At 24.5% G+C, this 20,957-nt stretch carries 18 protein-coding genes; 10 read left to right on the plus strand and 8 right to left on the minus strand.

Going from position 1 to position 20,957, the window contains the following annotated elements; all coding sequences use genetic code 11:
• Genes ALANTH_RS10490 through ALANTH_RS10520 form a run of 7 tightly spaced genes read right to left on the minus strand, consistent with a single transcriptional unit; the run spans nucleotide 1 to nucleotide 8,352 of the window.
• Entirely contained in the window at nucleotides 1–1,020 is a 1,020-nt protein-coding gene (locus ALANTH_RS10490) for an LptF/LptG family permease (RefSeq protein ID WP_026808372.1), read from the minus strand.
• Entirely contained in the window at nucleotides 1,017–1,589 is a 573-nt protein-coding gene (locus ALANTH_RS10495; protein WP_172658516.1) for a prepilin peptidase, read from the minus strand. Before ALANTH_RS10495 ends, ALANTH_RS10490 begins: the two co-directional genes overlap by 4 nt.
• On the minus strand, nucleotides 1,576–2,262 hold the full coding sequence (locus ALANTH_RS10500; RefSeq protein WP_026808370.1) for a di-trans,poly-cis-decaprenylcistransferase: 687 nt from the start codon (nucleotides 2,260–2,262) through the stop codon (nucleotides 1,576–1,578). The genes ALANTH_RS10495 and ALANTH_RS10500 overlap by 14 nt, the downstream gene beginning before the upstream one ends.
• A complete protein-coding gene (gene coaBC, locus ALANTH_RS10505) occupies nucleotides 2,262–3,470 on the minus strand; it encodes a bifunctional phosphopantothenoylcysteine decarboxylase/phosphopantothenate--cysteine ligase CoaBC (RefSeq protein ID WP_026808369.1) in 1,209 nt (402 codons plus the stop codon). Before coaBC ends, ALANTH_RS10500 begins: the two co-directional genes overlap by 1 nt.
• The gene (gene glmU, locus ALANTH_RS10510; protein WP_026808368.1) at nucleotides 3,470–4,768 is read right to left on the minus strand and encodes a bifunctional UDP-N-acetylglucosamine diphosphorylase/glucosamine-1-phosphate N-acetyltransferase GlmU; all 1,299 of its coding nucleotides are present in this window, start codon (nucleotides 4,766–4,768) and stop codon (nucleotides 3,470–3,472) included. The genes coaBC and glmU overlap by 1 nt, the downstream gene beginning before the upstream one ends.
• 11 nt (nucleotides 4,769–4,779) lie before the next feature.
• Entirely contained in the window at nucleotides 4,780–6,717 is a 1,938-nt protein-coding gene (locus tag ALANTH_RS10515) for an ankyrin repeat domain-containing protein (protein ID WP_026808367.1), read from the minus strand.
• A gap of 57 nt (nucleotides 6,718–6,774) precedes the next feature.
• A complete protein-coding gene (locus ALANTH_RS10520) occupies nucleotides 6,775–8,352 on the minus strand; it encodes a helicase-related protein (RefSeq protein WP_026808366.1) in 1,578 nt (525 codons plus the stop codon).
• 87 nt (nucleotides 8,353–8,439) lie between these two features.
• On the opposite strand from ALANTH_RS10520, the gene trmA reads away from it, so the two are divergent.
• From trmA to ALANTH_RS10535, 3 genes are all read left to right on the plus strand, one after another.
• The gene (gene trmA, locus ALANTH_RS10525) at nucleotides 8,440–9,570 is read left to right on the plus strand and encodes a tRNA (uridine(54)-C5)-methyltransferase TrmA (RefSeq protein ID WP_026808365.1); all 1,131 of its coding nucleotides are present in this window, start codon (nucleotides 8,440–8,442) and stop codon (nucleotides 9,568–9,570) included.
• A 197-nt stretch (nucleotides 9,571–9,767) separates the two neighbouring features.
• Nucleotides 9,768–10,619 (plus strand): flagellin N-terminal helical domain-containing protein, encoded by an 852-nt coding sequence (locus ALANTH_RS10530; RefSeq protein ID WP_026808364.1) that lies wholly within the window; start codon nucleotides 9,768–9,770, stop codon nucleotides 10,617–10,619.
• Between the two features lie 174 nt (nucleotides 10,620–10,793).
• A complete protein-coding gene (locus tag ALANTH_RS10535; protein ID WP_026804170.1) occupies nucleotides 10,794–11,645 on the plus strand; it encodes a flagellin N-terminal helical domain-containing protein in 852 nt (283 codons plus the stop codon).
• Nucleotides 11,646–11,680: 35 nt separating this feature from the next.
• Here the strand turns inward: ALANTH_RS10535 and ALANTH_RS10540 are convergent, their stop codons facing one another.
• The gene (locus tag ALANTH_RS10540) at nucleotides 11,681–13,696 is read right to left on the minus strand and encodes a motility associated factor glycosyltransferase family protein (protein WP_026808363.1); all 2,016 of its coding nucleotides are present in this window, start codon (nucleotides 13,694–13,696) and stop codon (nucleotides 11,681–11,683) included.
• 40 nt (nucleotides 13,697–13,736) lie between these two features.
• Here ALANTH_RS10540 and ALANTH_RS10545 point away from each other — a divergent pair, with 40 nt between their 5' ends.
• Genes ALANTH_RS10545 through ALANTH_RS10575 form a run of 7 tightly spaced genes read left to right on the plus strand, consistent with a single transcriptional unit; the run spans nucleotide 13,737 to nucleotide 20,955 of the window.
• Entirely contained in the window at nucleotides 13,737–15,608 is a 1,872-nt protein-coding gene (locus ALANTH_RS10545; protein WP_026808362.1) for a 6-hydroxymethylpterin diphosphokinase MptE-like protein, read from the plus strand.
• Nucleotides 15,608–16,573 carry a hypothetical protein gene (locus ALANTH_RS10550; protein WP_026808361.1) on the plus strand — a complete coding sequence of 322 codons (966 nt, stop codon included), beginning with the start codon at nucleotides 15,608–15,610 and terminating at the stop codon, nucleotides 16,571–16,573. Before ALANTH_RS10545 ends, ALANTH_RS10550 begins: the two co-directional genes overlap by 1 nt.
• Before the next feature lie 2 nt (nucleotides 16,574–16,575).
• Nucleotides 16,576–17,574, plus strand: coding sequence for a TDP-N-acetylfucosamine:lipid II N-acetylfucosaminyltransferase family protein (locus ALANTH_RS10555; RefSeq protein ID WP_026804174.1), 999 nt, complete (start codon nucleotides 16,576–16,578; stop codon nucleotides 17,572–17,574).
• A gap of 11 nt (nucleotides 17,575–17,585) precedes the next feature.
• The gene (locus tag ALANTH_RS10560; protein WP_026808360.1) at nucleotides 17,586–18,359 is read left to right on the plus strand and encodes an aldolase/citrate lyase family protein; all 774 of its coding nucleotides are present in this window, start codon (nucleotides 17,586–17,588) and stop codon (nucleotides 18,357–18,359) included.
• Complete coding sequence (locus tag ALANTH_RS10565; protein ID WP_026804176.1) at nucleotides 18,356–19,006, plus strand: cytidylyltransferase domain-containing protein; 651 nt, start codon at nucleotides 18,356–18,358, stop codon at nucleotides 19,004–19,006. The genes ALANTH_RS10560 and ALANTH_RS10565 overlap by 4 nt, the downstream gene beginning before the upstream one ends.
• Nucleotides 18,999–19,697, plus strand: coding sequence for an acylneuraminate cytidylyltransferase family protein (locus ALANTH_RS10570; RefSeq protein ID WP_026808359.1), 699 nt, complete (start codon nucleotides 18,999–19,001; stop codon nucleotides 19,695–19,697). The genes ALANTH_RS10565 and ALANTH_RS10570 overlap by 8 nt, the downstream gene beginning before the upstream one ends.
• Nucleotides 19,681–20,955 carry a sulfotransferase gene (locus ALANTH_RS10575; protein WP_026808358.1) on the plus strand — a complete coding sequence of 425 codons (1,275 nt, stop codon included), beginning with the start codon at nucleotides 19,681–19,683 and terminating at the stop codon, nucleotides 20,953–20,955. Before ALANTH_RS10570 ends, ALANTH_RS10575 begins: the two co-directional genes overlap by 17 nt.
• The last annotated feature ends 2 nt before the right edge of the window (nucleotides 20,956–20,957 follow it).

Raw genomic sequence — 20,957 nt, forward strand, 5'->3', positions numbered from 1 at the left:
TCAATACTCTTTTTTTATTGTCTTACTGTATAAAATATAACTTGAAAATAACCAAATAGAAGGAATAATATAAAGTGAATGTAATAAAAATCTATCTCCAATATATTTTATAAATATATAATATATAACTACTGTAATAATAGAATAAATTACTGTTCTATTTTTATCATATCTTGGATTAAAATATCCATAGATTATAACTAAAAATATAGATATTAAAGGAAATATCGAAGTTAGTATAAAGAATATAAAAGAATCATTATCCAAATTATATTTTAAACTTAAAATCCAATAATTAAAACTAGTTGTAAAAGAATTAATCTGGTTATCCTTTATAACTTCATTAATATACATTTCATCATAATTTATCTGATTTAAAGAATCTTTTTCTAGTATAAAGATTTTTCCATCTAATAATTTAAAGATCAAATAGCCATCATTATCTAAAAAAGCTTCCTTCGCAATAATAAATTGTTCATTCTCATTATTATTACTTGCTTTTAATAATTTAACATCTTTAAAAATATTATTTTCCTTAGAATTTATAAAAATAAGCCATTCTCCAAATTTTTGACCAAATTCACTTTCTCTTATATTAAAATTTGCTTCAGCCTTTTTTACATTAATAAATTCATTCATTGAATATTTTGTTTTAGGAATTAAACCTAATGTTAAAATCAGAGAAGTTATAGATACAAAAATTGTGATAGGTAAAAATGATTTTATAATTCTTATTGGTCCAACTCCAAAAGATGTAATCACAGTAAGTTCATACTCACCTGATAACTTTGAAATACTTATTGATAGTGATATAAAAAAAGATATAGGAAATGTAAAAAGTAAAATTTGAGGAATAGTATAACTGTAAAGTTCAAATAACTCAAAAAAATTTATTGTAATAACTGATGTTAAAGATACAATTCTTACTAAAAAAACAACCGATGTTATAAAAAACAACCCTAAAAATATTGGGAAAAAAGTAAGTGATAGTTGCGAATATAAATAATTATTTAATCTCAATAAAAATCCTTCAAATAGCTAAAAATATTTAAAAAAAACTCTAAAAAAAATGCAAATACTAAAGATGGAATAAATGGAATCTCATTGTCTTTTTTCATTATTCTTATATAAATTATATGTATTATACCAATAATTGCACTTAAGAATATAGTAAAAATTGCTTCTTGTAATCCTAAAATAACTCCTATTGATGCAATTAATGGTATATCCCCTTCACCTAAAGCAGTTTTTGTTTTTAAACTCTCATCATTTAAAATCTTTGATTTTATATTTTGTATATAAAAAGTAACTAAAAAATTTAGTAAAACCATAGCACCACTTAAAAGTAAAGCATTTTGGAAAGATGTTATAAAATCAAATTTTGTTATAAAAAATGATAAAACTAAAACAACTAAAAGTAAATAATCAGGAACCGCCTTATATTTTAAGTCATATGAACAAAGAACTAATAGAATATAAAAAAATATTGAATATTGAATAAATACAATCCCTAAATGAAATTTAGAAAATAGTAATATTATTACAAAAAAAGATGAAATTATTACTTTTAAACTTTTATAATGCTCCAAATCTTCTTTGCCTTTTTTTAAAATCTTCTAGTATAAGTTCAAGTTCATTACTATTAAAATCTGGCCATAATGTATTTGTAAAAAATAACTCTGCATAAGCATTTTGCCATAGTAAATAATTTGAAAGCCTTATTTCACCACTTGTACGAATAAGTAAATCAACATTACTAAATCCTGCTGTATCAAGACAAGATTCAAAATTTTCTTCTGTTATTTCTAATTTTTTTTCATTTAACTTTTTTATTGCTCTAACTATTTCATCTTTTGATCCATAATTTAAAGCTAAAACTTGAGTTAAATTTTTATTATTCAAAGTTTTTTCTTCAACTTCTTTTATAGTCTTTTGTAATGAGTTTGAAAATTTACTTAAATCTCCAATAGCTTTAAATCTAATTTCATTTTTCATTAAAGTTTCTAATTCATTTTTTAAAAACTTTTCTAAAAGTTTCATCAAATACTCAACTTCAAGTTTTGGTCTATTCCAGTTTTCAGTAGAAAAAGCATATAAAGTAAGATACTTTATACCAACTTTTGTACAATAAGTTGTAATTTCTCTTACAACTTTTGCTCCTTCTTCATGTCCTGCTGTTCTTTTAAGCCCTCGTTGTTTAGCCCATCTTCCATTTCCATCCATTATTATGGCTATGTGTTCTGGTTTTCCTTCTTCAACCATTATTTAAACTCTTTTTCTAAACTATTTAAAATTTCTAAAGATATCTCTAATTTCTCACCAGTAAAATTAAAAATTTTATCTTTTAAAATAAGTTCTATTATATTATCATCACTTCCAAATGTATTATTTTCATCTAAAATATTTAAACAAACAGCATCAAGATTCTTGTTTTTTAACATATTTTGTGCATTAATTTTTGCATTTTCTTTATCCATCTCTGCTTTAAATCCAATAGAAAAAATATCTTTTTTATCTATATTCATTAAAATATCAATATTCTGAACTAAATTTAAACTAAAACTTTCACCTAAACTCTCTTTTTTTAGTTTTCCTTTAAAAGTTTTTTCAGGAATATAATCGCTAACAGCAGCAACCATAAATAAAAAACTCTTCTTTAATCTTTTTTGATTTAATTTTTCATTAAGATTTAAAAACATACTCTGTGAACTATCAACAATTTTCAAATCTACATTTAATGGTAATTTTTCATATCCTCTTGTAGATATCAAACTAACATCTGCTCCTAAATAATATAATGCAGTTGCTAATCTTGTAGCCATTTTACCACTTGAAAAGTTTGAAATATATCTTACATCATCAATTCTTTCAAGTGTTCCTCCTCCACTTAAAACAACTTTTCTATCTTCCCAATAAGATTTCTTTAAAAGTTCTCTTACTGTTTCATGAAAAATTTCTATTGGATCAGCCATAGCTCCATTCCCAATATCTTTACAAACTAGCTCTTTTGTTTGAGTTTGTAAAATTTTAAAACCTAAGGCTTTTAAAGCTTCAATATTATTTTTTGTAATTGAGTTTTCAATCATATTTGTATTTGCAGCAGGTGATAAAATAATAGTTTTTTTACAAGCAAGAACTGTTTGTAAAAGTAAATTATCAGCCAAACCACAAGCTATTTTATTTATAGTATTTGCACTAATTGGAGCAATTACAAAAATATCTGCCCATTTTGTAATATCTATATGATTATAATCTTTGTTTTTATCCCAACTTTCAGTATTTTCATCTAAAATATTATTTTGTGAAATAGCTTCAAAAGTAATAGGATTTATAAATTTTTTAGCACCATTAGTCATTAAAACTCGTACATTTGCACCAGCTTTAATGTAAAATCTTATCAGTTCTAAACTTTTGTAAATTGCAATAGAACCAGTAACTGCCAAAAGTATATTTTTATTTTTTAAAAGCATTATTTTTTCTTACTTTCAAAATGTTTATAGAAGTAACCATCTATAACTCTTTCTTTTACTCTAGTTACGTAAAGTTCACCTTTTTTTATATCATTTGTTACAGTTGTTCCTGCTCCAATTATTACATCATCTTCAACTGTTATTGGAGCAACAAATTGTGTATCACTTCCTACAAAAACATTTTTACCTATAATTGTTTGATGTTTTTTTACTCCATCGTAGTTACAAGTTATTGTTCCACAACCAATATTTGTTCCTTCATCAATAAAACAATCTCCAAGATAACTTAAATGTCCAGCTTTAACTCCTGTTAAAACTGCTTTTTTTGTTTCTACAAAATTTCCAATATGAGTAGACATTATCTTACTATCAGGGCGAATTCTTGCCATTGGTCCAATATCACTATTTTCAACTAAAGAGTTTTCTACAATACTATTAGTTTTTATATGTGAATTTATAATCTTTGAGTTTCCTAAAATTGTTACACCATTTTCAATTATACTTTCGCCCTCTATTTGAACACCCTCTTCTATATATATAGTATCAGGTAATCTCATAATAACTCCAGATTTCATAAACTCTTTTTTTATTCTATTTTGATGTATTACTTCAGCATCTGAAAGTTCTACTTTAGAGTTAACTCCTTTAAAATTCTCTTCATTAACAATTAAAGGTTTTAAAACTTTATTTTGCTTTATTGCTATTTCTACTAAATCAGTTATGTAAAACTCTTTTTGTGCATTATTATTATTTAATTTTGGTAAATTTTCAAGTAAAAACTTTGTTTCAAATTGATAAATACCAGCATTAGCTGTTGTAATTTGAAGTTCATCAATACTTGCATCTTTTTGTTCAACTATTTTTTTTACAGTTCCATTCTCAATAATAACTCTTCCATATCCATCAGCACTTTTTAATTCTAAAACAGACATTACAATAGTAGCATCAATATCAAATTTATGTAATTCATTTGCTTGTATTAATGGCATATCTCCATTTAAAACCAAAACTTTATTATATTTTGGAATGATGCCCATAACTGCACCACCTGTTCCAGGATAATTTAAATGATCTTGTATCACGAAACTTATATTTGAAAAATATTTTTCCATTTCAGATTTTACTCTTTCAAACTGATGATATAAAACAACTGTTACATCATCACTAAGTTTTAAAGCCTCTTTTATAGAATAATAAAGCATTGGTTTGCCAGAAATCTTATGTAAAACTTTAGGAAGTTCTGATTTCATTCTCGTTCCAGCACCAGCAGCTAATATAATTATTGATTTTTTATTCATTTTTAACCTTTTTAAGCTAAAGCTTCATTTATTTCTTTTTTTAAATTTGTAACAACTTCAATCAAAGCATTTCTCATTTTATGATCACTAATATCATCAGCAACTAAAAATTTATCTAAACCTTTTTCTTTAGTTTTAAAAAACTGTGCAACTTTTTTATTTTTAGGATTATTATTATACATCAAAATACCAGAGGAAATCAGTGTAACTACAAGTCTTGTATGTCCTAAAATAGCAGCATAATTCAAGATATTAAATCCACTATTATCAGGTAAATTCATATCAGCTCCAGCAGAAATTAACCATCTTGCTATTTGATAATTTCCTTTCCATTGTGTATGATGCAGTGCTGTTCTACCATGACTATCTTTTAAATTTAAATTTGCTTTTTTAACCATAAGCTTTTCAACAACTACTAAATCATCAGCAATAACGGCTTTATGAATTACTGTTTTACCATCTTTATATTGTACATCAAGATTTACTTTATATTTTAAAAAGTTCTGTAAACGTTTTACAAAATAGGCTTTTAGTGTTCTATCTTCTATTTTTAAACCTTCTTCAATCATATACATCAAAGGGGTATACCCATCATAATCAATACAATTTACATCTATTCCATATTCAACTAAAATATCAAGAATTTCAAAACTATCGTAATCAACTAATTCAAATACAAGATTTCTACCATTTACTTTTCTATGATTTATATCAGCACCATTTGCTAATGCTTTTTTTAATAAAATATCAAATTCACCATCATCTTTTAAATATTCATCTAAACTTGGATTTCTTTCTTTATCACCTTTTGATATTAAAATTAAATCTATTAGGTTTTCAACTAAACTTTTTGCAAATTTATCTCTTTGATTAAGATTTCCACCTTTTGATATAAGAAACTCTGTTATCCTGCTATTTGAATACCCTTTTAAAAACTCTTTATGTACTAAATTTCTACCATTTTCATCTAAGATATTTATACTTGCTCCAAAATTTATTAAAAATTCTGCTGTATTTAAATTTCTTTTTTCTATCTCTTTTTGAACTAATGTTCTACCAGATTTATCTAAATTATCAATTTTAAATCCACCATTAATAATCTGTGATGCTAACGAGAAATAGTCATCTTTAGAAGAAATTAAAATATATCTTTTATCATCTAAGTCTTTATCATATTTTTGTAATGTAGTTATATAAAATATCTCATCAATTATATTTTTTTCTCTATAATCAACAATATTTAAGTCTATTTTTCTACTTATTAAATGCTTTAAAATTATTTGATTTTTTTCACCTTGTAAAATAGTATTAAAAAGTACATTTTGTCCATACTTATCAATTATATTAACATTTATTCCACTCGATATCAAAGTTAATGCAATTCTCAAATCATCTTTTAAAACTGCTCTAAATAGTGCAGTTTGTCCATCTTTATCTACAACATTTATATCTTTTATATTTTCAATTACCCTTTTTAGAAGTTCAATATTACCATTTGTAACTGCATCAAAAAGTACTGTTTCTCCATCATTGTCTTTTATATCAAAATCTAAATTATAATTTAAAAGTATTTGAAAAACTTTTTCATTTCCTAAAAGTACATTATCTTGTAAGATAGTTCTACCTTTAGAATTTTTTCTATTTGCATCAAAACCATTATCAAGCAAAAATTTAATCATCATAAAATCATATTTTTCACAAGCTTCGCTTAATACAGTTTTTCCTAAATTATCTTCCTTGTAAATATTAATCCCTAAATCTAGTAAAACTTTAATAGCATTAAATTTCTTTTTATAAACTAATTCAAAAAGGATTGTTCTTCCTTTATCATCAGTAAAATTTATATCTACACCCTTTTTTATATATTTCTTAAGTTTATTTATATCAATTTTATTTGACATTAATTCTTGAGAAAAGCTATCTTCATCAGCTTTAAAAAAACTCAGCACTAAATTTCCTTATTTTTTTCATTTACAAAATAGTCTTCTATTCTAACTAAAAAATTATTAAAATCTTTTTTTATCCCTCTTATAAGTTCTATCTCTTTTATTGAAAACTTTATCTTGTTTTTTAGCTCTTTCTTTATACTTTGGTTTATCTTCAAAATTCTTTTCATCTATTAAAACACCTTCTTTTAAAGACTGTTCTATAAAACTATTAAAATAATTTCTTAAAATATATGCTTTCTCATGATCTGGAAAAAGTTCTGGAAATTTATATGAAAGCCAAAGATAAAGAGATATTTTTTTTACCTCATCTTCTACTAAAAGTAAATCTTTTTGAGTTATTGCTTTTTTAGGTAAAGTAATTGATGGTTTATAATGATTTACCTTTTTTTTAATAACACTTGCAATATATGAAGTATATGCTTGTAAAATAATAGTAGATTTTGCAGTAATTGGCGCTTGAGATAAAAGATATTTTTCCTCTAAACTCAAACCATCTTTGCTATCAACAATTCTTGAAGCTTCAAGCATACCTGAAAGATTTGCTGCTTCAAAAGGACCATTAAACTTCATATTTAAGGCAAAAAAGTTTAAAACTTTTCCTAGAGATTTTGTCTTTAGATGCATTGAAAGATTTTCAAGTTGGAAGTTATTTATTTTCACTTTAAATGGTGGTTTTATTGTTTTTATAGGAGCTTTAAATTCCTCTTTTATATATTCTAAAACATCTCTTCTTGTGGCACCTAAATATCCTGCTTCAAATATTCCAAATCTTCCAGCACGACCGGCTATTTGAACTATTTCATTTACACTAATTTTTCTTTTTCTTACCCCATCAAATTTTGTATCTGTAGTAAATAATATTGTTTTAATAGGAAGATTTAAGCCCATACTTATAGCATCTGTAGCTATTAGGATTTGGCTTTCTCCTTGTCTAAATCTTCTAGCTTCATCTCTACGTACTTCAGGAGATAAATTACCATAAATTACTGAAACAGAATATCTTTTTTGTAATTTTTGCTTTAATTTCAAAACATCACTTCTTGAAAATGCTATCAAAGCTGTTCCATCATCAAGTTTTTCTAAAGATGTCCATTTTTCTAAAACTTTTAGTTCATTTTTTCTTTTATGTTTTACAATTTTTAAATCTTCTCCTAGATATTGAGCTATTTTCTTTACAGCTTCAAGAGCATTTACACTTCCAGTCATAATAACTTTTTTTGCAGGAACTCCAATAATTGCATTTACCCAAGCCCAACCTCTATCATCATCTTCAAGCATTTGAACTTCATCAATAACTGCAACATCAACTTCCAAATCAAAATCCAACATTTCAATAGTTGAACAAACATGTGCAGCATCTTCATTTAATTGTTGTTCTTCTCCTGTTATAAGAGAAGCCTCAATATTTGATTCTTTTAAATCTTCATATCCTTCAAGTGCTAAAAGCCTAAGTGGAGCTAAGTATAACCCACTATTTGCTTCTTTTAATTTCAATAAAGCATTGTATGTCTTTCCACTATTTGTAGGGCCTACATAAAACTCTAATTTTCTATTTAAACTTCTTGCTAGTGGATAAAGTGATTTTAAATCACAATTTAATAGACTCTGTATTTGTTCTTGCCAATTTTCTTTCATAATTCTTCTTTTTTAAAATTCATAAATTATATCTACTTTTACCAATATTTCCATATAATACTTATTTTAATAAAGGATTTAATTTTAATGAACTGTAAATATTTTGGGACTTGTGCTTCCTGTACACTATATGACAAAACTTACGATGAACAACTAAATTATAAAATTCAAAGAGAAAAAAAACGATTTGAAAACTTTACAAATATTGAGTTTGATATCATTAAAAGTAGTGAAAAAAACTTTAGAAATCGTGCTGAATTTAGAGTTTGGTGGGAAAAAGATGAAAATAGTCAAAAAGATATTTTATCTTTTGCTATGAATGATTTTAATAAAGATATTTTAAAGATAGATTCCTGTTCTATTGTAAGTTCTGATATATCAAACCTTATGCCAAAACTTTTAATAGAGCTTGAAAAAGATATGTTATTGTCTTTTAGACTTTTTGCTATTGAATTTTTAAATAGTTCTACTCATGACATGCTTGTAACTTTGATTTATCATAAAAAACTTGAAAGTGATTGGTGTGAATTATCAAAAAAAATAGAAAATAAACTAAATATAAAAATAATTGGTAGAAGTAGAAAACAAAAAATTGTTTTAAGTGATGATTTTATAAATGAAACTTTAACCATAGAAAATCAAGAGTTTAAATTTGCATATGAAGAAAATGGATTCACTCAACCAAATACGAATGTAAATATACAAATGATTGAATGGGTTTTAAAAAATACACAAAGTTCAACTAAAGATTTATGTGAACTTTATTGCGGGGGTGGAAATTTTACAATTCCACTATCAAAAAAATTCAACAAAGTTTTAGCGACAGAAATATCAAAAACATCTATCAAATCAGCTTTAAGAAATTGTAAGTTAAATAATATAGAAAATATTGAGTTTATTAGAATGAGTGCAGAAGAATTTGTAGAAGCACTAGCAGAAAAAAGACCATTTAATAGATTAAAAAATATTAATTTAAAAGCATATGACTTTAATACTATATTTATGGATCCACCAAGAAGTGGATTAGATGATACTACTAGAAATCTAGCAAAAGAATTTGAAAATATAATATATATTTCATGTAATCCAGAAACTTTACATAGAGATTTACAAGAATTAGTAAAAACTCATAAAATAGTAAAATTTGCATTGTTTGATCAATTTGCATTCACTGAACATATTGAAAGTGGTGTAATTTTAAAAAAAATTGAAAACTAATTTATTTTTTAATCTAAATTTAAGAAAAGTTATATAATAATTCAATTATAAATTTAGGGTTGGATGCAATCCGAAGAGTCAAAAGGTTTTTTTGATACTCTATGCTTGAATCTTTTTCAAAGAGACAAGAAGGTTTTAGGCTGTGAAATCTTTATAAAAGATTTAGCAAACTATTTAACAATATAAAAGGAAATAAAATGAGAATTAATACAAACGTTTCATCTTTAACAGCTCAAGAAGCAGCAACAAACACAAATAACAGTATAAAAAATTCACTAGAAAAACTTTCTACTGGTTTAAAAATCAATAAAGCTTCAGATGATGCTTCTGGTCTTGCTATTGCAGATAAACTTAGAACTCAAGTTACATCTATAAATCAAGGTATTGCAAATGGTAACTCTGCTGTAACTTTACTACAAATTGCTGATAAATCTATGGATGAGCAATCTAAAATTCTAGATACAGTTAAATCTAAACTTATCCAAGCAAATACTGCTACTACTTCAACAGCAGGTAGAGGAGCTATTTCTAAAGATATTAGTAAACTTTTACAACAACTTGATAATATTGCAAAACAAGTAAACTACAATGGTTTACAACTTTTACAAGCAGATAGAACTTCTGGTGCTAGTGCAAGTGTTGCTCATAGCTTCCAAGTTGGGGAAAAATCTGATGATACAATATCTATGAAAGCTATTCAAGCAAATACTGCTGGATTAGGGTTAACTGCTCTTAGAAACTTAGACTCAACTGGAACTATCAGTGCAGCTACTGCTGGTACATCACAAGCAACAGTTGATGCTGCTATTACTACATTAAATGCATATAGAGGAGACGTAGGTTCTACTCAAAATCAAGTTGAGTCTGCTGTAAGAAACCTTATGACTCAGTCAACAAATATTAAAGCTGCTGAAGCTATCATCAGAGATGTTGATTATGCTCAAGAATCTGCAAACTTTAATAAATTGAATATCATTTCTCAAGCTGGTTCATATGCTATCAGCCAAGCAAATGCTACTCAACAAAATGTATTAAGACTTTTACAATAATTTAAGTCTTAATTTAGCATTCTCTTTTATTAAAAAGAAGAGGAATTTTTCCTCTTCTTTATTTATTCTATAAAAATTTATTCAATTTAAACTAATTTTATGAATTACTTTGTAATAATAGCCTAAATAATTTATATGTACTTATGTTACATAAATTAAAAACAAGGACTATTTATGAGAATAAATACAAATGTATCTTCACTTACAGCTCAAGAAGCGGCAACGAATACAAATAATAGTATAAAAAATTCACTAGAAAAACTAAGTACAGGATTAAAAATCAATAAAGCTAGCGATGATGCTTCTGGTCTTGCTATTGCAGATAAACTTAGAACTCAAGTTACATCTATAAATCAAGGTGTTGCTAACGGTAATTCTGCTGTAACTTTACTACAAATTGCTGATAAATCTATGGATGAACAATCTAAAATTCTAGATACAGTTAAATCTAAACTTATCCAAGCAAATACTGCTACTACTTCAACAGCAGGTAGAGCATCTATTTCTAAAGATATTAGTAAATTATTAGAGCAACTTGATAATATTGCAAAACAAGTAAACTACAATGGTTTACAACTTTTACAAGCAGATAGAACTTCTGGAGCTGCAGCTACTGCTGGACATAGTTTCCAAGTTGGAGAAAAATCTGATGATATGATATCTATGAAATCTATCAGAGCAAATACAACTGGATTAGGCTTAACTGCTCTTAGAAATCTAGATCAAACTGGAACTATATCTGTAGCTACTGCTGGAAGTTCACAAGAAACTGTTGATGCTGCTATTACTACATTAAATACATATAGAGGAGATGTAGGTTCAACTCAAAATCAAATAGAAAGTGCAGTAAGAAATCTACTTACTCAATCTACAAATATTAAAGCTGCTGAAGCTATCATCAGAGATGTTGATTATGCTCAAGAATCTGCAAACTTTAATAAATTGAACATTATTTCTCAAGCTGGTTCATTTGCAATCAGCCAAGCTAATTCTGTTTCTCAAAATGTTCTTAGACTACTTCAATAGTCTAAGAAATATTATATACCTACTTATTAAAATAGTTATATAATTTTATTTATACAAAAGATATAATCGTTTATTAAATTCTCAACTTGTGTAGTGAAAATATCCTTTATTTTCTCTACCTTTTTATACTCTTGGTTTAATCTTGAATCATTAAAATGATAATTTAAATATGGAATAACCATCTCATAATAATTATGTAAAACTTTATATAAAATTAAAATATCATTATCTTTAATATTTTGCAAGAAATCTAATATTATAGAGTTCAAATCTATATAATTTTTAAAATCATATTCCTTGATAGCATTTAATTGTTCTTTTAAATTTTGTTGTAAAAAATTTATCTCATCTATAAAAGATTTTTTTCGACTTTCAGCTAAACTATCTTTTGAAAACTTTTTTAAATTATTTTGTAAATCAAAATATTTTATATCTATAGTTTTAAAACTTTTTATATCTACTTCTTCTAAATTTAAAGGTATTGTACCTTCAAAATATGCGCCATGCTTCGATAAATTATATATTGTTGTTGATTCATTTTTCAAGATAAGTTTTTGTTCTATATCTTTTATAGAACTATAAAAAAGTTCTATTGTTTTTACCTCTTTTTCAAAATTTCCTTTTACTGTAACTAAACTTTTTCTACTAAAAGATTTCTCTTTATTATTAATATCAACTTTTGATACTCCAGATCCAGCACTATTTGAGTGCGTATCTCCAGTTTTTTGATTTAAAGCTAAATCTAATCCAATTAAATAAATATTTTTTATATTTAATTGCAGTAAAATATCTAAAGTTACTTCACCTATACTGTGTCCATCAAAAGCATAATTATTTTTAAAAAATGATTCATAAATTTCAAATATGAAAAGATTCTTTTTATTTAGTTTTTTTAATATTTTTTCATTTGTGATAGCTGATGCAAAAAAAATTGTATGTTTAGAAGATTTTTCTAAAATTTCATTTGAAAATTGAACTCTTTCTAACCATTTTTGTTCATCCAAAGTTGTAACTAAATCTACTCTTATACCTTTATTTAAAAGTTTATTATAAACAGAACCAATAGTAACTATAAAGAATTTATCCTGATTATTATAAATCCAATCTATATTTTCATCCAAAGAAGGACCTGCTGCTAAATATAAAACTGGAGTATCTTTTAAAATCTTTAATTCTTCTTTTAATCTATCAAAAAGTAAAAAATCATAACTCTCTTTTATACAATTTGTTGTTTTATTTACATAGACATATAATCTTCTTAAGAAATCATATTTTGTAGCTTTCATTGTATTTAATAAAGATACCAAAGTATAGTAATACTTGTCTACATTCGTATTTATATCTATAAATTTTATTAGATAGTTATCAAATCTTCCTATATTTAAAAATAGTGATATTTTTTTCTCAACATCGAATGTATCATCCATAATTGAAAAGATTACTCCACTATTTTTTGCTAAAATTGTATAATCTACTGTAAAAAGTGAAAGTCTAAAGATCTCAAGATTTGATTCGAATACCATATATAAAGAAGCATCTATTTTTTGTGCAATTGCTGGAATATGTCGCCCTAAAAAAGTACCAAAAAATATAAATTTTTCTATCTTTTTATATTTTTTTGTTTTATTATCCAAAAAATCATTTAAAGTAATTGAATACTCATGCAAATAGCTTTGAAGTAAAGAGCCGAATTCACCTTTAAATTCAAAATTTATATCTATTGTAGGAGAATTTTTATACTCAAAAAAACCTTCTATACTTGAAAAAGACTTAGTATTTTCAAAATCTATCTTTTCTAGCAAGTCACTATTTATTTTTCTAGGATTCTTTCCATAGATATACTGGTTTGTTTGAGTATCTAAAATATCAAAATCACCATTTTCCATAATAAATTCTAAAGCATATCTCTCTACATAAGTACCTTCTTCTATCATTTTTGATAGATTCTCAATTCTATGATAGAGTTCATTATCATATTCACTCAAAAACGCTAAATTTGCTAAAAATGTAGTTGTAAGTGCATTTTGTAGTTGAATTTGTGCTTCTGTCATAAATAACCTTTTTATAATATTGCTTTTATTATACTACTAAATGGATAAAGCAAAGCAAATAGAAGAATTACAAAAAACTCTTAATATAATTTATTTAAATAATATTAATTTTTTAAAAATACATCATTCACAATTATATAAAAAGATAATTGATTTTGAAAAAAGTAATAAAGAAAAATATTCTTTAGAGTTTATAGATGATGAATTTAAATTAATAGATTTACAAAAGAATCAAAACCTATATAATATTGAACCTTTTTATGATTCACTTAATAGAATTAATAGTTTTGAATTTAGCAATGCTTTTACACTTATAAAACTTGAGAATATAGAAAAAAGAAACTACTATGAAAATGAGTTAAATAGCTCTTTATATCTAAATGAATATATACAAAATTTTGGAAATATAAATATAGAAATCAATAAATTTATTTTTATTGGAACATTACTTGGTGTACATATAAACGATTTCCATAAACACTTCAATGCAAAAGTATATTTGATAATTGAACCAAATCTAGAAATATTTAGACTTTCACTTTTTTTATGTGATTATGAAAGTATATCAAAAGAGTCAAAACTATTTTTTGCTATAGATGAAAATAAATTAAACATAAAAAAACTTACAAATGAATTTCTAGAGTATAAATTTGAATTAAATAATCTAATACATTTTGAATTAATAAATGAAGATTATAATTCAATACTCAATGATTTGAACTCTTATCTTACAGAAAATTCTCAAATGAGATATCCATTTAGTGAATTTATAATAAGTTTAAAAAGAGGATATAAATACTTTTTTGAAGAAGAAAGAAATATTATAAATCTTTCAAAAAAATATAACTTTTTAGAAAATAAAAAGATTTTATTCTTGGGAGCTGGAGTATCTTTAGCAAAAAATTTAGAATGGATATACCTAAATCAAGAAAAATTCATAATAGTTGCTTCAAGTGCAGTTTTAAAGCATCTTAGAATTTTAAATATTATTCCAGATATTATTTTAGTTATTGATGGGCAAAAAGATGTAATGCTAGAACAATTTAATACAGATGAATTAATGTATAAAAACTCTATTGTCTTAGCATCAATAAAACTAGATTATGAACTTTTTAGTACAAAATTAAAAGATACAAATATCTACTTTTTACAAAATGCTCTTGAACTTTTTTCTGGTTTTGGATTTTTAAGTGGAGTTACAGTTGGAGATTTAGGAGTTGATATTTTAGCAAAACTCGGAAGTAGTGAAATTTATCTTTTAGGAATAGATGCTTCAATTGATAGTAAAAATGGAAAAACTCATATAGGAACTCATAAATCTTCAAGAAAAGTAAACTTAAATGTAGAAAATTGTGGAGATTTTAAAACAGATATCATTTATGTAAAAGGAAATTTACAAGCCCAAGTTCCTACTTTTAGAGAATATATCGATATGATAGATAGTCTTGAAGAAATAATAAGTATTCATCCTAAGACTAAAATATATAATTTAGGTTCAGGAGCATACTTTAAAGGTTCATTTCCTTTAAAACTAGATCATCTTAATTTTGAGAATATATCTAAAGAATTATTTAAAATTGAGTTTTTAAATAATTTAAATAATATCTCAAAAAGTAATTTAGCTAGTATAGATAAAAATGAAATAAATAAAGAGCAAGAAGTGTTAAAAAAGCTAAATGATTTGGATAAAAATACTTTTTATAAAGAGTTTAAAGTAATTTTTGAGAACTATCCACAATCTATGATTTGTAATATTTTTAATAGATTTTTTAAACTAGTTTTACCATATCACAATATTTTAAAAAATCAAGATATTGCAAATAAAATTTTAGAAAAACAAATTGATGAAGTTTTGAATGCTTTTAATACTATATTTGATAAAATAGATATAAATTTTATAAGAGGTAACTAATGACTAGTCCTATACAACCTAATAAAACTTATGGAGTACTTCATACAGAAAGTTTTTTTTCTTTTTTAGGTTTTGCAAAAAAAATAGGTAGTGATGAACCTCAAAAAATAGATGTTTATTTAGATAATAAACTAATAGATACAATAGAAGCAAATGAGTTTATACAAAAAATTGATGATATGTATGATGTAGAAAATCAAGCTTTTACTTATAATTTACCTAATGAGTATATTGGGGGGAAAGCTACTATTTCTTTTAAAAATCACAATTCAGGTGAAGAACTTTTAAACTCTCCTTATACTTTGATAGATAAAAATCATGAAAAATTTAATGAAGCAAAATTTATAAATAGTTTAAATGAACCAATAAGTGAAGAACTTAAAAGTATGTATAAACCAAATAGTATAGGGTTTTTGGCTACTAAAGAGAATTTAGAAGATGTGGAGTTCGTTAGGCATATAAAAGAGTTGATGAAAAGATTTCCTGAATTTGAGTTTAATGGATTTTGTTTTGATGAAGAACAGACAAAAAATTTAAAAAATACTTTTAAGGTATCAAAAAATACTTTCTTTATAACTATATCAACAATAGGAGATATTCTTAAAAATTGTTTAATTTGGATTTCATCAAATAATAATATATCTTTAGAAATTAGAAAGAAAATTAATTTTTCTATTTTTATCAACTTTGAAGTAAAAAATTTATCAATTCAAGAATATGAGTTTAAATATAAAAACTCATTTAATAGGTTTTATAAAAACCCTCAGAAATTTGGAGTTGATGGGAATGACTCTTTTTTTGGAGATGCTTATAATAAATTAATACAATCATTTGAAAAAAACTTTATCTTAGATATAAATTCAAATTATTTTGAATTTAGTTCATTTAAACAAGTTGAACTTGCTTTAAAATATAAAGAGTTCATCCCAGCTATAAAAAATTTATCTTCTTTACTTAATGATTAACTATGAAATATTTACATATTATGATTTTAGATAAATTTTTGGCTCCTTTTATAAATTTTATGGATAAATATTTTGGAAGAGAAGATCATTATTATGTATTTATTACTAGTGAAAAGTATAATTATGGTCTAAAAAAAGAGCATAATGTTGAATTTCTCCATAATGATGATGATATTTTTACAACTTTAGTTCAATATATGAATGAAGCTAAAAAAATAGTTTTACATGGATTATGGAGAGAAAAAGTCAATTTAATCTTAAAAGAGAATCCATTATTATTGAAAAAATGTTTTTGGATAATGTGGGGAGGAGATTTTTATTTCCCTGAAAAACAATCTGAATTACAAAAATATGTGATAAAAAATGTTCCTTATTTAGTAACAGGGACGAAGGGTGAAGTTGATTATGTTAGAAATAATTACAATGCAAAAGGTAAACATATTGAAGCCTTTGTATATACAAGTAATTTATTTAAAAATATAAAATCAAGACCTAAAATTGATAATAAAACTAGAATTTTAATAGGTAATTCTTCAACAGAAACTAACCAACATTTTAAAGTATTTAATAAATTAGAAATTTATAAAAATGAGAATATTGAAATTTTTGTTCCATTATCTTATGGTGATTTTAAATATGGAATGCAGGTTATGAAAATAGGATATAAAATCTTTGGGGATAAATTTAAACCAATTATTGATTTTATGAATGAACAAGATTACTATAAATTTTTAAGTACAATTGATATTGGAATTTTTAATCACAATAGGCAACAAGGTATGGGGAATATTATTACTTTACTTGGTATGGGGAAAAAAGTTTATATGAATCCTGAAGTTACAACTTACGAAATGTTTCTATATAATGATATTATTGTAAATGATATAAATAATTTTATACTTGATACAACAGATATTAGTTTAAATACTAATAATATTTATAATGTTGAAAGAGTTTTTTCTACAAAAAATTTTATTACTCAATTAAAACAATTTCTTTAAGGTTACTAAATATGTTTGGAATAGAAGATAAATTATATGAGCAGCTTTGTAAACTAAAAAATGAATACAATCTTCAAGGGATTAAAGCAGAATTTGAAGCAGAAGGTTCTTCATTTAGGGATTTAATGCGACTTAGAAGACTCACATCAAAAGCTGGAATAAAACTTTTTTTAAAAATTGGTGGAGTAGAAGCTATTCGAGATATAAAAGATTCTTTAGAAATTGATGTAGATGGATTAATAGCTCCAATGGTTGAGAGTAAATTTGGGGCAAAAAAATTTTATGATAGTCTTACAAAAATTTATGGAAATCATAAAATCCATACTACTTTGAATCTTGAAACTAAAAATGCTATAGAACAACTTGAAAATATTCTGGAATTTGCGAATGGAAGATTTGATAATATCACTATAGGACGTTCAGATTTAACATCTTCTTATTTTGATAAAAATATAAAACCTGATAGTGAGTTTACTTTTAAACTTTTACAAGAAGTTGGAGAAAAAATAAAAAATTCTAATTTAACATTTACTGTAGGTGGTAGTATATCAGTAAAAACTATAGATAAAATAAATGGAAAATATTTTGATTTAAAAGAAATAATTTATAAACTTGAAACTAGAAAAGTTATATTACCAACAAAAGTCTTTTTAGAGAAAGAAAATGCAATAAAAGAAGCTTTGAAATTCGAAGAATTATATATCCTATCAAAAAAAGAATTTAGTGAAATACAAATAAGTGCAGAAATAGCTAGACTTACTGAGTTAAAAAGGAGACTTCAATGAATTTCGCTGTAATAATACCAGCACAAGAGACAAATAAATATCATAAATTTGGAGATTTAGCACCTTTTGGAGATACAACTTTACTTGAATGGAAGATAACACAATGTAAAGAATTTACAAAACCATCTCAAATTTACATTAGTTCAGATAGTAAAATCATAGAAGATATTGCCTTGAAAGAAGAAATTAATTTTATAAAACGAATTGAACAAAAATCTTTTAATCAAATTATCTTGGAAACATTATCTAAAGTTAAAGAAGATTTTATAATTTGGACTAACCCTACTTCACCATTTCTTGAATGTAAAGATTATTTATCAATGATAGAGAAATATGAGAATAGTAAAAATATTGATTCTATTGTAAGTGTATATTCAAAATATGATTATGCTTACTACAATAATAATAGATTAAATTTTTCTGATACATTTACACCGAGAAATGAACTTATTCCTATTAGAATAGTTACAAATGGTTGTTATATTATTAAAAAAAGTATTGCTATAGAAAAAAAATCTTTATATTGTGATAATCATTTTCTATATGAACTTGATTATCTATCTTCAGTGGAAATAAAAGATATGCATACATATCAAATTTCAAAAGAACTTATTTCTGCTTATTTTAAAAGAGATCTAAATGTTTAATAATATTGGTGTTGTAATACCTGTAAGACTTGGTAGTTCTCGAGTAAAAGAGAAAGCTATTCTACCATTTGGAGATAGTAATCTTTTAGAATGGAAAATAAAACAACTTAAACAAATAATTTCAAATAAAAATATTTTTGTGAGTACTGAAAGTGATAAATTAAAAATAATTGCATCAAAAAATAATGTACAAATACACCACAGAGATTTTTATTTAGCAGATGGTCATAAAGCATCCTTTAGTGAAGTTATAACAGGAATAGTTAAAGATATTCCATTTGAACATATTGCATGGGTTACAGCTGTTGTACCACTAATGAGTCCAAAAGAATATAAAAAAGCTTTTGAAACTTATGAGGAAGAAATTATCGAAAAAAAGAATTATGATTCTCTTTTTTCTGCAAATTTATTAAAAGAATACTTATGGAATGAAAATCAAACAATTAATTATCAAGCAAATAAAAATCATACTATAAGTCAGGAATTACCAAATATTTATCGTGTTACTAATGGTTTATATATGAGAAATAAGAAATCTATATTAGAAGAAGGATATTTTTTAGGAAAAAATCCTAATAAATTTTTAGTTTCTAAAATTGCAGGTATTGATATTGATGAAAAAGAAGATTATGAAATTGCAAAATCACTTCTAAATATTTATCATGGAGAAAATGATGTTAATTCAAATTGATGGATGGTTTGCTGGTGGGAAAAGTGTTTTATGGTCATTACTTGATGGACATAAGGATATTTTTGTAAATCCTATACACGACTTTTCACATGTAGCATTACTAAATCAGAAAAATAATGAAGAATGGGTAACAAAAAAACACACTACACATCTTAGAAAGATTTTATCTATTACTGAATACTACAAATTTGAAAAATTTTTTATTGAAGGTCAATTAGGAATAGTATACTCAACTAATAATATTGGTTACTTACCTTACTCAACAAATTTTTATGCGTTTGATAAAAAGTTTTATACTTCTTTAGAAAATAGCAAAAAATGGGATTTAGAATTTATAATAGAAACTCTATATAAATCTTATTACGAAGTTCACACTCAAAAAAAAGATTTTCCCAAATATTATGCAACAATGAGTCATCCTGGGCATTTTAAGAATTATAAAAATATTCCTGAAATCTTTCCAAATATGAAAAGTATAGTTGTAAAAAGAGGTCTTAAAAATATCATAGCAACAAGAACAAATAGAAAAGAAAGACCTAGAGATTTAAACGAGCATCAAGCTTTTAATACTCCATTTAATGTGATTTTACAAAGGGAAGAGATAGAAAAAATATTAGAATATTTTGATACAAATGAAAAGCTACAAGAGCAATATCCTGAACAATTTTTAATTGTTGATTTTAATGATTTAGTAAAAAATACAGAAAATACAATGAAAAGAGTTGCTAAATTTTTAAATATTGAATATACACCTATCTTATCTATTCCTACAAGAGATGGAATAGTATTAGAAAAAGATGGAATGAGTTTTATTGGAAAAGAGAATGATGACTATAAAGAACTATTAACAGATGAAGAAATAAAAATTATCGATAAAAAAGAGATAGATTTTAAAAATCGACATGATATTTCAAAAAAAGATTTTACAAATAATTTTAATCTTTCAAAAGATATAAATAAAATACATCAACAACTTTTTGATTTAAAAAGTAAATATAATAAAATCGCAATTTACGGATATGGTACATTTGGCGAATTAGCAAGTTATTTTTTGGAAGAAAAAGTAACTTGTATCATAGATAGAAATTATCAAAATTTCTCTAATTCAAAACATATTATTCATAATCCAAAAAATATTCAAGATTTTATTTTTGATATTATATTAATTGCTGTATTAGGTAGGGAAGATCATATTATAAATGACTTAATTAATATTTATAATATTCCAAAAAATAAAATCATAACTTTAAATATATGAGT

Origin of the sequence: Aliarcobacter lanthieri (assembly GCF_013201625.1) — a bacterium.
Taxonomy (GTDB): Bacteria; Campylobacterota; Campylobacteria; order Campylobacterales; family Arcobacteraceae; genus Aliarcobacter; species Aliarcobacter lanthieri.

Coding starts and splice junctions, on each gene's coding strand:
- glmU (WP_026808368.1), bottom strand. CDS start 4,768: ATGAATAAAAAATCAATAATTATATTAGCTGCTGGTGCTGGAACGAGA.
- ALANTH_RS10575 (WP_026808358.1), top strand. CDS start 19,681: ATGTTAATTCAAATTGATGGATGGTTTGCTGGTGGGAAAAGTGTTTTA.
- ALANTH_RS10545 (WP_026808362.1), top strand. CDS start 13,737: ATGGATAAAGCAAAGCAAATAGAAGAATTACAAAAAACTCTTAATATA.
- trmA (WP_026808365.1), top strand. CDS start 8,440: ATGAACTGTAAATATTTTGGGACTTGTGCTTCCTGTACACTATATGAC.
- ALANTH_RS10550 (WP_026808361.1), top strand. CDS start 15,608: ATGACTAGTCCTATACAACCTAATAAAACTTATGGAGTACTTCATACA.
- ALANTH_RS10555 (WP_026804174.1), top strand. CDS start 16,576: ATGAAATATTTACATATTATGATTTTAGATAAATTTTTGGCTCCTTTT.
- coaBC (WP_026808369.1), bottom strand. CDS start 3,470: ATGCTTTTAAAAAATAAAAATATACTTTTGGCAGTTACTGGTTCTATT.
- ALANTH_RS10530 (WP_026808364.1), top strand. CDS start 9,768: ATGAGAATTAATACAAACGTTTCATCTTTAACAGCTCAAGAAGCAGCA.
- ALANTH_RS10540 (WP_026808363.1), bottom strand. CDS start 13,696: ATGACAGAAGCACAAATTCAACTACAAAATGCACTTACAACTACATTT.
- ALANTH_RS10500 (WP_026808370.1), bottom strand. CDS start 2,262: ATGGTTGAAGAAGGAAAACCAGAACACATAGCCATAATAATGGATGGA.
- ALANTH_RS10565 (WP_026804176.1), top strand. CDS start 18,356: ATGAATTTCGCTGTAATAATACCAGCACAAGAGACAAATAAATATCAT.
- ALANTH_RS10570 (WP_026808359.1), top strand. CDS start 18,999: ATGTTTAATAATATTGGTGTTGTAATACCTGTAAGACTTGGTAGTTCT.
- ALANTH_RS10560 (WP_026808360.1), top strand. CDS start 17,586: ATGTTTGGAATAGAAGATAAATTATATGAGCAGCTTTGTAAACTAAAA.
- ALANTH_RS10535 (WP_026804170.1), top strand. CDS start 10,794: ATGAGAATAAATACAAATGTATCTTCACTTACAGCTCAAGAAGCGGCA.
- ALANTH_RS10520 (WP_026808366.1), bottom strand. CDS start 8,352: ATGAAAGAAAATTGGCAAGAACAAATACAGAGTCTATTAAATTGTGAT.